General features: G+C 46.5%; 11 protein-coding genes. 3 read left to right on the plus strand and 8 right to left on the minus strand.

The genetic code is table 11. The features are described from left to right. Nucleotides 1–63: 63 nt before the first annotated feature. Together IGJ25_RS14210 and IGJ25_RS14215 are read right to left on the minus strand one after the other, a co-directional pair. Nucleotides 64–717, minus strand: coding sequence for a GntR family transcriptional regulator (locus tag IGJ25_RS14210; RefSeq protein ID WP_005228608.1), 654 nt, complete (start codon nucleotides 715–717; stop codon nucleotides 64–66). 54 nt (nucleotides 718–771) lie between these two features. Next, nucleotides 772–1,965, minus strand: a complete 1,194-nt coding sequence (locus IGJ25_RS14215) for an NAD(P)-dependent oxidoreductase (RefSeq protein ID WP_225000573.1) — start codon at nucleotides 1,963–1,965, stop codon at nucleotides 772–774. A 94-nt stretch (nucleotides 1,966–2,059) separates the two neighbouring features. Between IGJ25_RS14215 and IGJ25_RS14220 the strand changes: the two genes are divergently transcribed. After that, nucleotides 2,060–2,683, plus strand: coding sequence for a DapH/DapD/GlmU-related protein (locus IGJ25_RS14220; protein ID WP_015510201.1), 624 nt, complete (start codon nucleotides 2,060–2,062; stop codon nucleotides 2,681–2,683). Between the two features lie 194 nt (nucleotides 2,684–2,877). Continuing rightward, nucleotides 2,878–4,416 (plus strand): AMP-binding protein, encoded by a 1,539-nt coding sequence (locus tag IGJ25_RS14225; RefSeq protein ID WP_438779417.1) that lies wholly within the window; start codon nucleotides 2,878–2,880, stop codon nucleotides 4,414–4,416. Between the two features lie 72 nt (nucleotides 4,417–4,488). Here IGJ25_RS14225 and menC read toward each other — a convergent pair whose 3' ends face one another. The 6 genes from menC to menB are packed head-to-tail and all read right to left on the minus strand — an operon-like array spanning nucleotide 4,489 to nucleotide 11,829. Then, a complete protein-coding gene (gene menC / locus IGJ25_RS14230) occupies nucleotides 4,489–5,616 on the minus strand; it encodes an o-succinylbenzoate synthase (protein ID WP_015510202.1) in 1,128 nt (375 codons plus the stop codon). Nucleotides 5,617–5,631: 15 nt separating this feature from the next. Then, a complete protein-coding gene (menH, locus tag IGJ25_RS14235; protein WP_081116349.1) occupies nucleotides 5,632–6,471 on the minus strand; it encodes a 2-succinyl-6-hydroxy-2,4-cyclohexadiene-1-carboxylate synthase in 840 nt (279 codons plus the stop codon). After that, nucleotides 6,468–8,180: a 2-succinyl-5-enolpyruvyl-6-hydroxy-3-cyclohexene-1-carboxylic-acid synthase gene (gene menD, locus IGJ25_RS14240; protein ID WP_225000574.1), complete on the minus strand. Its 1,713-nt coding sequence runs from the start codon at nucleotides 8,178–8,180 to the stop codon at nucleotides 6,468–6,470. Before menD ends, menH begins: the two co-directional genes overlap by 4 nt. Further along, entirely contained in the window at nucleotides 8,173–9,537 is a 1,365-nt protein-coding gene (locus tag IGJ25_RS14245; RefSeq protein WP_081116347.1) for an isochorismate synthase, read from the minus strand. Before IGJ25_RS14245 ends, menD begins: the two co-directional genes overlap by 8 nt. Next, nucleotides 9,515–11,014, minus strand: coding sequence for an o-succinylbenzoate--CoA ligase (menE, locus tag IGJ25_RS14250; protein WP_081116346.1), 1,500 nt, complete (start codon nucleotides 11,012–11,014; stop codon nucleotides 9,515–9,517). The genes IGJ25_RS14245 and menE overlap by 23 nt, the downstream gene beginning before the upstream one ends. Continuing rightward, the gene (gene menB, locus IGJ25_RS14255) at nucleotides 11,014–11,829 is read right to left on the minus strand and encodes a 1,4-dihydroxy-2-naphthoyl-CoA synthase (RefSeq protein ID WP_005228595.1); all 816 of its coding nucleotides are present in this window, start codon (nucleotides 11,827–11,829) and stop codon (nucleotides 11,014–11,016) included. Before menB ends, menE begins: the two co-directional genes overlap by 1 nt. A gap of 188 nt (nucleotides 11,830–12,017) precedes the next feature. On the opposite strand from menB, the gene IGJ25_RS14260 reads away from it, so the two are divergent. Beyond that, nucleotides 12,018–12,386, plus strand: a complete 369-nt coding sequence (locus IGJ25_RS14260; RefSeq protein ID WP_005228593.1) for a PaaI family thioesterase — start codon at nucleotides 12,018–12,020, stop codon at nucleotides 12,384–12,386. The last annotated feature ends 143 nt before the right edge of the window (nucleotides 12,387–12,529 follow it).

Consider the following 12,529-nt stretch of genomic DNA (forward strand, 5'->3'; position numbering starts at 1 on the left):
GTCAAAAAAAATTTCCCCATGCTTTTTCTTTTGCAAAAAAAGCATGGGAATCAGGAAAAAGAATTACGCTGAATGGTCCGTTGGATAGAAGAAATTGGTCATGCGCTGCAACGCCAATTCATTCCCGACAAAATAAATCGTATTGCCTGCACTGAATTTCGCATAAGGTCCCGGTGACAACAACAATTCTTCGGTTGTTTGGATCGCGATGATCGTCGCCCCTGTTGCCTGCCAAACATTCAATTCGTTGATACTTTTTTCCAAATGCTGCGCCTGTTCCGTCAGCTGAAGCTCAAAGGGCACAAACGGACTCATGTGGTGTACCTTTTTGGTTTGCTGCACTAGCGTGTTCAACAAGTCAGAAAAATTATCCAGCTCTTGCTGCTGCCGCTCCACACTGTCTAAAATATCTTGTCTAATTTCTTGGATCGACTGCACATCTTGGTATTGTTCCACAAAGGCCTGTGCTTTTTCCTTTGAAGCAATATAGGCGCCGCTGCCATGACGGACGTCCATGATTTCTAAATCAACTAATACATTGATCGCTTTGCGGGCTGTTTCAGGAGAGACATTGAAATTGCTGGCTAACGTTGAGCGTGCATGGATCTTTTGCCCAACTTGGTAGCGATTTTCAACGATTCGTTCCGCGATCGCTACGGCAATCTGCTGATAACGAGGCAAAGCGACCTTCTTTTTATCTTGAAACTTATTCGTCATGATGAACTTCCTTTACTTTTTTTTCATCATAACAAGAAACATTGTTGGTGGCAACTATTCACTGGTTCGCGAATTTTTGATCAAGCGGGCACGAATGATCGCTGTTTCTTGCTGTATCTGCTGCTGTAGATCTTGCAGCAGTGTTTCATTTGTCTCATCAAGATCAATCAAAGTATAGGCAACTCCGGCTTTTCTCTCACTCGCCAAATTATCGATATCCACGCCTGCTTCAGAAATGATCCGCAATAATGGGGCAAAAGCACCAGGCTTGTCGTGATAAAACAGCGCTAAGCGATACGGTGCCAAAAAAGGCAACTCTGCATGGGGGAAATTGACCGATTCTTGAATCGTCCCAGCGCGTAAATAGGCATGCATGCGATCAAAAACTACGTGGTCCCCCTTTTCCAAGGCATTGGTAGTACTGCCGCCGATATGCGGATAACACAACACTTTCGGTTGTCCGATCAAGCCCGCACTAGGAAAATCAGTGATGTATTGTTTGAGCTGATTTTTGACTAATGCTTCTAAGACGGCTGCTTCTTCCACGATTTCCCCGCGACCAAAATTCATCAACACTGCATTTTTTTTCATCTGCTGAATCGTTTGTCGATTCAGCATGCCTTTGGTCTCTTGACTTAAAGGGAGCAAGACCACCACAAAATCTGATTCGGTCAACAGCATTTGCAGGTCACTGACTTGCTCGTAATCGTGTGCTGCTTTCTTCGTTCGGGCATAGCCCAAAACCTCCATCCCTAGCTGATGACAGGCTTTTGCCACCCGTTCACCGATCTCTCCTAACCCTAAAATACCGATGGTTTTTCCAGCTAATTCTTCGCCAATCACTTCTTTTCGCCGTTCTTCAGCTACCTTCAACACCTCTTCTGCTTCAATTTGACCGGACGCTAGTTCTTCTTGTAAATCGGCTACCGTCTGGATCGCTTTGAATAAGGGGCGAACGCTGAGAAATAAATTGGATAGCACCAACTCTTTGACTGCATTGGCATTGACACCAGGACTATTGAAAACTACTGTGCCATTTTGAGTACACCGTGCCAAATCGATCGTATTGGTGCCTGTTCCTGAGCGAGCGATCACAGCTAATTCTGGAGTGATCAATTCGTTAGGAACCGTTGAACTGCGCACAAACAGCGCCTCTGGGGCCGCTTGATTTTTTAACGAGTATCCTTTTTTGATTGCTCGCTTAGCTATCGTTTCGGTCATCTTATCTAACTGATAAATCGTCTCCATAAAGCAGACCTCCTTTTGTCTTTAGTGCGTATTAGTCAAATAGTACAAAAAAGTGCGGTAAAATGATAGCAATACGCAAGAGAGGATGATTTCTATGCACCTATCGATCACAAATTTTCCAGATGAACAGCCGATCGTTGGCAAAGACTCGCAGCTTCAAGACACAACTTTAGGAGACTATGTCGAAATTGGCGAAGCCAATCACATTGATCATTCTTCCATCGGCAATTATACCTATACGGGGCAATATTGCTTTATTCAGAACAGCCAATTAGGACGTTTTATCAGTATCGCAGCGATGGTCCGCATCGGCCCTACCAATCATCCCTATGAACGCCCTAGTCAGCATCTTTTTGCCTATAATGGCGAAGGCTATGGATTTGCGCCAAAGGACGAGTCCTTCTTAGAAAAACGCAAAGCAAAAACGACCGTCATTGGCAATGATGTCTGGATCGGCCACGGTGCCGTGATCCAATCTGGTTTGACCGTCGGTGATGGTGCCGTGATCGCCTCAAACGCAGTCGTAACCAAAGATGTGCCTCCTTATGCGATCGTCGGCGGGGTTCCAGCAAAAGTGATCAAATACCGCTTTGATCCAGAAACGATCACTGCTTTGCAAGAAATCGCTTGGTGGAATTGGAATCGTGCAGAATTAAAAGCACGCTATTTAGACTTTCGCCTCCCAATCGAAGATTTTGTAGCAAAATACACCCGTTGATTATGCACTTTTTCCGCTTAGTACGAGGAATGAATGATAACACATCACAGTCATTCATTCTTCGAAAGTCTTTGCCCGGATGATTTTTTAGAAATAAATAAAAAACACAAAATATCTATTGTATCGAGGAATTCCTGTGCTAAAATGGAGAAATCAAATGAAGTTTTTCACGAACTTTTAAAGGAGTGTTCTATTTGTCCATTTTAGACTATCGTCCATTGAATCTATACACCAATTATCGCGAAGCTGCTGAGACGTTTCCTGACACCCCCATCATCCATGATGAAGTGTTGCCAGCATTTCCTGAGCTTGGCTATCGTAGTACCTACCGTTCGAGCCATGAAATGATTTTAAAGCGTGCTTATCAACTTGCCTCACTTGGCGTGCAAGCAGGAGATAAAATCATTCTGTATAAATCTTCAAAATTCGATACGTATTTGTTAGCAACGGCTGCTTCTTACCTTGGTGCCGTTCCTGCTATGATCTCCTATCATTTTCCTGCTGAAACCATCGAAGTGTTTGTGGATCGCTTAGAAGATCCTTACATCTTATTTGATGAAGAAACCGAAGGCCGCGTCGCACAAGTGAAAAATAGCAGTACTGACAAACAGATCGCTGTTCGCCATTTGCTACAACAACCAGCGGAACCAGTGGAACAAACTGAATTACCGGTGGATCAAATTTCCTATATGACCCATACTTCTGGAACGACGGGTATTCCAAAATTGATTTGTCATTCAGCAAACTCCATGGGCTGGCGGACAAAATGGCAAAAAACGATCTTCACCAAGATCGATCGCACCAAAGCTGACTCTGATTTAATTGCGTTCCATATTTCACCGGTGCACTCCCGCTTCAATATCGGTATCTCCTCCTTGATGGCGATGGGCTTCCCGATGATGCCATTAGCCAATGCCAACGGTGCTCATATCGTAGGCATGTTAAAAGAATACCCACCGATCGCTTTGGAAACTCATCCAAACAATTTTGTCCAATGGAGCTTTGTGGCAAAAGAACAACCAGATGCTTTTGCTAATATTCGTTACTATCACTCAACCTTTGATGCTATCAACAATCAAACAATGGCGACTTTTTTAAATACTTCAGCAACAAAAGAAGCACTCTTTTTACAAGTCTATGGCCAAAGTGAATGCGGGCCAATGATCCTAAAAGCACATACCTTAGAAAGCATCGCTACCAACGATGCCCGTGATATGGGTGTCGGTCTGGAGGACTTAACGAGAGCGCGGATCGCCGATGCTGAGGGCAACGAGCTGCCAGCCAATACCGATGGGCACATCCATTTCCTTTCAAAAGGACGCGCGTTGACCTATTATAAAGAAGATCAGCGTTTTGCTGACAATGTCTATGGCGCTTGGTGGGACAGTGGTGATTACGGCATGATGGATGATCAGGGACATCTTTACTTAAAAGACCGTCAAGTGGACTTGATCAAAAATATTGAAAGCAATCTTGCCTTGGAAGACCTTTTGCTGGATCATTTAGACTTCCTTGCCGAAGTCGTGATCGTTCGCGACAAAGAAAACTCACCGCAACCAATCATTGCTTTAGCACCAAATCGTCAAATGGATTGGGATGCTTGGTGGAAAATGGTGGAAGATCTCCCTCACCTCAATCAGCCAATTTTACGCGACTACGAAGATATCCCACGAACAGCAACCATGAAAGTCCAACGACTACAAATTGAAAAAGAATTCAAAAACGCAGAATAAAGCAAAAGAAACGGCCAGCAGATTTCCCTGCTGGCCATTTCTTTTATTTTTACTGTTTTTTCTTTGCTGATGTTATTCTTTCGCTGATCGTTTTCTTGAGTAGATACATTCTTTAGGTTGCCCATACTGACTTAGCTTTGTTTCTGCTAGCGTGATGCCAAAGCCCTTTCCATCAGGTACCAGCAGCTTGCCTTCATGCAAAGTTGCAGGCTGTGTAATGACATCATCATAAAAGTAACGATCAGAAGCGGAAAGATCCCCAGGAAAATGGAAAATATCTTGACTCGCAAATTGCAAATTCATGGCTCGCCCCACACCAGACTCAAACATGCCGCCTAACCAAACGAGTAGTCCATGGGTTTGACATCGATCAAGGATTCGCAAGGCTTCGGTGATCCCACCGACACGGGGGATTTTCAGGTTGATCGCACGGCAGCTGTCCAGGGCTGCGACGGTATCGACGTCTTCTGCCGTTCGAATATCTTCATCCAAACATAGAGGCGTCTTCATCTGACGCTGCAGCTGACTGTGCCCCACCAGATCTCGTACCTTAAGTGGTTGCTCGATCATCACCAAGCCTAAGTCATCAAGTGCCAAAATGCGTTCTGGCTCACTCTGATAGGCTCCGTTTGCATCTGCCATCAAAAGCAATTCTGGAAAGGCTTGTCGAATCGCTCGCAAGGGTACCAGATCTTGCCCAGGCTTGATTTTTAATTTGATTCGTTGATACCCTTGGGCGACATAATCGGCAACAAGAGCCACTAGTTTTTCGACAGAGTCTTGTATGCCAAGACTAACGCCAACAGCGACACTCGGTCGGGTTGCGGTATAAAGCTCTTTCACACTTTGATGCGTTTGCTTGCCATATAGATCCCAAATCGCTGTTTCCAAAGCCGATTTTGCCATGTAGTTTCCTTGGACCGTTTGAAACAGTTGACAAACTTCTTGCGGATGCTCGATCTCTTGGTCAATCAATAATGGGATCAGTGCTGTTTCAATCACTTGTCGAGCAGAAAAGAGGGTTTCTTCAATGTAATCTGGCTGCTCAAAAGCGACCAATTCACCGATGCCCATCGTTTTATCCTCTGTCGTCACCAAATAAAGATCAAAAGCTTTTTCTGTTAATTGTCCATAACTTGTCACAAAGGGTTGTTTGAGGGGCAAGCGACAGGCGATGCGTTCAATTTTTTCAATCTTCATTGCGTTCTCTCCTTGTCAATCAGCTGACTGTGGCCCCGATCCTTTTACAAACCATTGATCGATTTCATGACGAACCTGTGTCGGCTGTTCTAAATGGATACAATGTCCAGCATTAGCAACGACTTTGATGGTCATCTCTGGTTGCAGCTGCTTCATTTGGTGGGCGATTTTACGAAACTTTAAATCTTTTTCCCCCGCAAAATAAAGAATTTCACAAGCTAGCTGCGGAAGTGCCGACCAACAGCTTGGCTGTTTGCCAGTACCACCGTAAACCAAGCTTACTGCCAAGCCAAATTTGTTTTGCTGCAAGCGTCCTTGCCGTACAGCAGCCTGCTGCGCTAAAGGTAGCTCCTTTTGACTAGCAAACAACGGCAGTTCTTGCCAGTAATCGACAAAATCGACAAAAGGCTCCCTTAGTAAGCGCAACGCTAAGCGACGATCGTGCCGCTGACGAGCGAGTCGTTCCGCTGGATCAGCTAACCCGGGTGAACCACTCTCAAGCAAAAGATGGGTCACTGCCGTTGGTTCCATGACCGCCCAGACAAGTGCGATTCGCGCCCCCATCGAGTAGCCATACAGGCCATAACGTTCAATCCCTAACTTCGCTAAAAGGTGTGCGAGATCCTCCACCAGTAAAGGAAGTTCATAACGCATGGGATGGACATAAATCGATGAGCGTCCATGTCCAATCAAATCGATTGCCAATACATTGTAAGAACCTACCTCTGCAAAAACCGGTCGAAAGCTTTCCGAAGAACCCGTGAAGCCATGCAATGCCACAAGGGTTGGTAAGGATGGTCGATACGGCTGCAGCCACTGATAAAAATAACTGACGCCATCTATCGTGTCCTTCATTGCTGCGCTCCCGCCTCGCTAAACTGCTGTTGGAGTGCTTGCCAAGTATTGACCGGATCTTTTTGCTCACCCTTCACTTCGATTATTTGAAAGCGCGGCTGTTGACTTGTTTCCGCTAAAATCGTTTGAAACTCTAGCAAAGAGGTCGGTGTGTGCCAATCTGCCTCATATAAGGCCGCCACTTTTTGAAACTCAAGATCTAACGGAGTACCAAAGAGCGGGACAAAGTCGTTTGGTTCTAAGGTGTTTTGTGACAGAAAGGAAAAGATCCCACCACCGTTATTATTCAGTAAAATGATCGTTACTGGCAATTGATACTGGCGCAGTAGTTGTAGGCCGTTCATATCATGGTACAACGCTAAATCACCAATCAACAAGTAGGTAGGCTTTTGACTGGCGGAAGCAATCCCAGCCACGGTCGAGACAAGGCCGTCGATCCCATTGACGCCTCGGTTTCCATACACTCGATAAGTGGAGGTAGTTTTGCTGCCGTAGCGATCAAAAAAACGGATCGCATTGCTGTTTGCCAAAAGAATTTGCGCTTCTTCAGGCAAACATTGTTGGAGCATGCGCACAGCGCTGCTCTCATCCCATTTTTGCAACTGGGGACTTGCAGCAATCACCTGATCTGCCCGCGCTTGAAGTGCTTGCCATTGTTGTTGCCACGCCGTATGTTTGACGATCGGCAACTGGGTGATGGCCGCCACGAAGGCGCTGATCGCTGCTTCGATCAAATAGTTTGCCCGATGCAGCTGATCTTGCCACTGCCCTGATGGATCAACAAAGAGCCACGTCGTCGTATCCGCTGCTTTGTTCAACCATAATAGGACATTTTTAGTGACTGGTAAGCGACCAAAACGCACGACCACTTCTGGTTGGAAGGCAGAAGTCAATTGCGGGAAAACAAGATCGGCTTGACTGATAAATGTTCCTACTTTGGTACCGGCTGTCGCCAGATTGGTCAATGGATCACCGACGATCGGCCAGCCTAATTTCTCCGAAAAAGCCAGCAACTGCTGCGCTTCTTCGATCGTAAGGCTTTCTCCAGCAATCAGGATACCTTTTTTATCAAAGTAAGGGGCTAGCTGGGTGATCATCTCTGCTGACAGCTCTTGTTGTGGTGCCAGATAGCTCACGTCTTGCTGCATACTGCATTGGCGACTAAAGTCAGGCAACAGCGGCTCCCGTAATGGAAAGTTGATTTGGACAGGGCCTTTCGGCTGTTTTTGCGCTTCGATCGTGCAAGTTGCAGCTTGCCAAAAACTATAACGCAACAAAGCAGGATCGTTTTCTGGCACCGTCATCTCTACCATCTTTTTGACATGAGAGGCATACAAATTCTGTTGATCCATTGCCTGTGGCGCCCCAACACCCCGCAGTTCTGGTGGGCGATCAGCCGTTAAGACGATCAGTGGCAAGTTGGTAGCTTCTGCTTCACAAACAGCTGGATAATAATTGGCTGCTGCAGTTCCAGAGGTACACAGTAAGATCGTCGGCTGGAGATCAACTTTGGACATCCCTAAAGCAAAAAAAGCAGCCGAACGTTCATCGACAGCCACCGTACAGGTGATCTCAGGATCACGATGCAATAGTAGCGCCAATGGCGTGGAGCGTGAACCGGGACTAATGACTGCTCGCTTCGCACCCGCTGCTTTTAGTCCTTGGATCGCCGCTAGTAAATAGTCTGTCATGACTGTCTGGTTATTCATCTCCTAAGATCCCTCTCCTCATCGGTTGAAATTTTAACCGTGTTTCTTGACGTTCGGATTCCGCATCTGAATCGGCAACGATCCCACAACCCGCATACAGCGTTGCTTGATTGCCGCTAAAGAATCCTGAGCGGATCGCCACAGCAAACTCGCCAATATCTTCTTGAATACCCAACCAACCGATCGGTCCACCGTACATCCCTCTGCTGGCTGGTTCATGGGTACGAATCCATGAGACGGCTGCTTCTTTCGGTTCTCCCCCCAATGCTGGGGTCGGGTGTAGTTTTTGCACGGCGGTCAGAAAGTTGACTCCTGCCTTTCTTTGCCCTGCTAAAGGAACAAACAAATGCTGAATGTCACGATTTTTGATCACGGAACGGGCTTCTGATTGAAAGCCGTCAGCTAACAAAGTGGCCAATGCCGTTTCTAAGCGATCGACAACTACTTGATGTTCATGGGTATTTTTTGCGTCCGCTAAGAGGGCTTGTGCCAGTGCCTCATCTTCTTCTTTGGTTTTGCCTCTTGGTGCGGAACCTGCGATACTTACCGTTTCAAACTGATCGACAGTCGCTTTTAGCAAGCGTTCTGGCGTCGCACCAGCAAAAACATGGCCCCCATGTTCGATGGCAAAAAGATAGGTATTCGGCTGCTGTTGCGCCAACCGTTGCAACACCGCAGCACTAATGATCGACTGCTTCGTTTCTACCTTCATTCGTCTTGCCAGAACCACTTTTTTCAACGGTGTTTCAGTTGAGCGAATGGCTGCCACTGTCTCTTCGACCGCTTGCAGCCATTGGGGCACATCTAGTTCCTCTTGTGCCTGAAAAGCAGGCGTTTCTGCTACAAGACTCTTGTCCGAATTGGCCTGCAACCAGCTTGCGACTTTTTCCTGTAAGGCAGCGACTTTTTGTTGTCGTTGTTCCTCGGAAGAAGCGGCTACTGTATAAACGACGCCACACTGATCGCCAGTTTTGCTGACCAGTATTTCTGGCAACGCAAAGAGACCAGCACCTAGCTCAGCCCAATCCTGACTGACTTCTGCCTGTTCATCAAAAGCAAAGCCGCCAACTAACTGCGCCTGAAAAGGTGCCTCTGGTTGATAGTGGGCTTGCTTTAAGAGAGAGCGGACTTCTGAAAAGTCTGCAAGTTTGGGTTGCGAAAAAGTGGCTAACCAACCCAACCCTACCATACTAGTCGTTTCATCAGGAGTACGCCAGAAATAGCGTTCCCCTCGATATTCTTGTGCCGCTGCATAAAGAGCCAGTAAGTCACACCTTTCTAAAGGTTGATACTCACTCAAATAGGTTTTCCCGGCAGCGATCGCTGCCTCATAATTACTTGTTGATTTGCTGTTCAATGTAGTTCACTCTTTCTTCACTCAGCAATAGCCTTTTTAAAACTTTACCGCTTGCTGTGCGCGGCATTTCTCGCACGTGATAAAAACGGCGCGGAAATTTATAGTGGGCGATCTGCCCTTCTAACGTATCCAATAAAGCTTGGAAGTGGATCGGTTGATTTAACGTTAAATAAGCCGCGACAGATTGTCCCCACTCCTCGTCTGGTTCCCCCACCACAGCTGCCTCTTTGACCGCTGGATGCTGCAACAAGGCTTGCTCCACTTCTGCGGGATAGATGTTTTCTCCACCAGATATGATCAGTTCGCTTGCACGACTGACTACATACAAAAAGCCCTCTTGATCAAGATAACCTAGATCTCCTGTGGCAAACCAGCCCTCTTGGTCCCACTGCTGTGGACTGCGATCGTTCAAGTAACGAGTCGTGATCGCAGGTCCTTGCAGTTGTATCTCTCCGATCGGCTGGGTATTTTCAGCAGTCTGGTGGTCTGCCATTTTCCCATCAGTCGCAATTCGTAAATGAACACCTTGCAGGGGAACCCCAGAGGCGCCGATTTTTTCAGAAGCTTTTTCTGGCGGCAATGCCACCACTTGTGAACAGGTTTCAGTCATCCCATAGGACTGAATCACAGAAAGCTGTTTTTGCTGGCATTTTTCCAATACACTTTTGGCAATCGGACCGCCGCCTAACAGTACATAACGCAACGAATCAAAGCCTTGTTGGGGCACCAAGGGCAGCAAATCTGTCAACATTTTTGCCACCAAAGAAACGATCGTCCCTTTCCCTGCTTCAAGGTCTTTTGCCATTTCTCCAGCATCAAAGCGCTCATACAAACGAACACTCATCCCAAGTCGCAAAGACCGCAAGAGAATTGATAACCCACTGATATGATACAGCGGAACTGCACAAAGCCAACAATCCTCGCTAGTGATGGCTAAGTTTTTTTGAGTCGCTTCGGCACTTGCTAGATGATTCCCAAAGGTTTGAGGCACACCCTTGGGATTGCCAGTCGTACCAGAGGTATACATAATTGAAGCCACTTGCTCTGCTTGATAGATTGCTTCATTAGGAACAAACGAAGGAACAACAGAACCGATAAAAGCCTCCGCCTGTTTGATCGCTTGTCCAAAGGTCAAGCTGCGAACATCCGAAACCGCAGCCTGATCCGCCGTGATCACCCAGTCGCAGTGGGCATCTTGCAATTGGAAGGAGATTTCAGCGGCTGTCAATCGCGTATTCAGCAGCTGGACTTCGATCCCCAACTCCCATAACGCAAGGATCGTAAAGACCATTTCAGGGGAGTTATTGCTAAAAAGAGCTACCCGGTTTGGCTGATCAACGAATTGGGCTAGATAATAAGCAGCGTAAGCATAAACCTCTTTTTGCAAGGCAGCAAACGACCAGCTTTTTTCATGCCAATAAAAAGCTGGTCGTTCTGGATGAAGTTGTGCTTGCCTTTGCAGCCAACTCCCAGTCATTATGGGAATTTAGGGAATTGGTCGAAGTCTGGTTGACGTTTTTCTTTAAACGCGTCACGACCTTCTTTGGCTTCATCCATCGTGTAATACAATAAGGTCGCATCGCCAGCTAATTGCTGAATACCAGCTAATCCGTCCGTATCGGCGTTCATTGATGCTTTGATCATGCGTAACGCCAACGGGCTCTTTTGCAGCATCGTTTCTGCCCATTCCATCGTTTCATCTTCTACTCGATCAAGAGGAACGACTGTATTGATCCAGTTCATCGCCAATGCTTCTTCGGCGGTATATTGTTTTGTCATGAACCAAACTTCCTTGGCTTTTTTATGACCGATTGTCCGTGCAAGATAGCCCGAACCATAGCCACCATCAAAACTACCGACATTTGGTCCTGTTTGACCAAATTTAGCGTTATCAGCGGCGATCGTTAAATCACAAACCAATTGTAAAACATTTCCGCCACCGATCGACCAGCCTTTGACCATGGCGATCACCGGTTTTGGTAACGTGCGAATCAAGCGTTGCAGATCCAATACGTTTAAGCGAGGAACCTGATCTTCCCCAACATAGCCACCGTGACCACGGACTTTTTGGTCTCCGCCTGAACAAAAGGCTTTATCGCCGGCGCCTGTCAAAATAATCACGCCGATGCCTGGTTCATCGCGACTGATCGAAAATGCATCAATCATTTCAAACACCGTTTTTGGTGTAAACGCATTGTGGACTTCTGGGCGGTTGATCGTGATTTTCGCCACTTTTCCATGTTGTTCAAACAAAATTTCATCGTACTCTTTTAAGGTTTTCCATTCTCTCATTACTTGTTCCTCCTCAATTCACATAGCTCTATTATACACATATCTAGTCGCTTTTCGTTAGAAATTGCTTTGGTTAAGGGAATTTCTTAAGACTGCTCCCCCTGTTGCCGACTTTCTGAGATCTTCGGCTATTTCTACCAAAACTCGTGCTATAATCATGGTAACTTTCTTAGAAAAAGGAGCAAAAAATGAATTTACTGGAAGCCTTAGAAATCGAAGTAGAAGCAGCAACAGCCGATTTTGTTCGTTTACGGATGCCGATCAAAGCGCAGCACAAACAGCCTTTTGGTCTCGTTCACGGTGGCATTAACGGTGTTTTGATCGAGACCGCCTGCAGCATCGGTGCCAATCAAGCTTTGGCTCAAGAAGAAGCCTTTGCCGCCGGCGTTGACCTGCAAGTCAATCATCTAGCCGCCGCCCAAGAAGGAACCCTGATTGTAGAAGCTAGTCCTGATCGTATCGGCGCTCGTATCCAAACTTGGCAAGCCACTATTTGGTTAGCTAGCGGGTTAAAAACTGCCGTTGGGCGCTGCACCTTAACGACTGTGCGCAAATAATCCTTTACGCTCCTGCATTGTGCTCACGGGAGCGTTTTTTGGTCTGTTTTGAAGAAAGAGGTCACCATTCAACGCCTTATTAAAGATATTCTTTCATTATAAAGATATTGAGAATGTGAGCGCGTTTTTTTCGAAAGGTACGT

Source organism: Enterococcus sp. DIV0240d, from assembly GCF_051711245.1.
In the GTDB taxonomy this organism is placed as follows: Bacteria; Bacillota; Bacilli; order Lactobacillales; family Enterococcaceae; genus Enterococcus_D; species Enterococcus_D casseliflavus.

Bases quoted from the DNA above. Each gene is read 5' to 3' on its own strand.
- menB (WP_005228595.1), bottom strand. From the start codon at position 11,829: ATGAGAGAATGGAAAACCTTAAAAGAGTACGATGAAATTTTGTTTGAA.
- IGJ25_RS14260 (WP_005228593.1), top strand. From the start codon at position 12,018: ATGAATTTACTGGAAGCCTTAGAAATCGAAGTAGAAGCAGCAACAGCC.
- menC (WP_015510202.1), bottom strand. From the start codon at position 5,616: ATGAAGATTGAAAAAATTGAACGCATCGCCTGTCGCTTGCCCCTCAAA.
- IGJ25_RS14220 (WP_015510201.1), top strand. From the start codon at position 2,060: ATGCACCTATCGATCACAAATTTTCCAGATGAACAGCCGATCGTTGGC.
- IGJ25_RS14210 (WP_005228608.1), bottom strand. From the start codon at position 717: ATGACGAATAAGTTTCAAGATAAAAAGAAGGTCGCTTTGCCTCGTTAT.
- IGJ25_RS14215 (WP_225000573.1), bottom strand. From the start codon at position 1,965: ATGGAGACGATTTATCAGTTAGATAAGATGACCGAAACGATAGCTAAG.
- menH (WP_081116349.1), bottom strand. From the start codon at position 6,471: ATGAAGGACACGATAGATGGCGTCAGTTATTTTTATCAGTGGCTGCAG.
- menE (WP_081116346.1), bottom strand. From the start codon at position 11,014: ATGACTGGGAGTTGGCTGCAAAGGCAAGCACAACTTCATCCAGAACGA.
- menD (WP_225000574.1), bottom strand. From the start codon at position 8,180: ATGAATAACCAGACAGTCATGACAGACTATTTACTAGCGGCGATCCAA.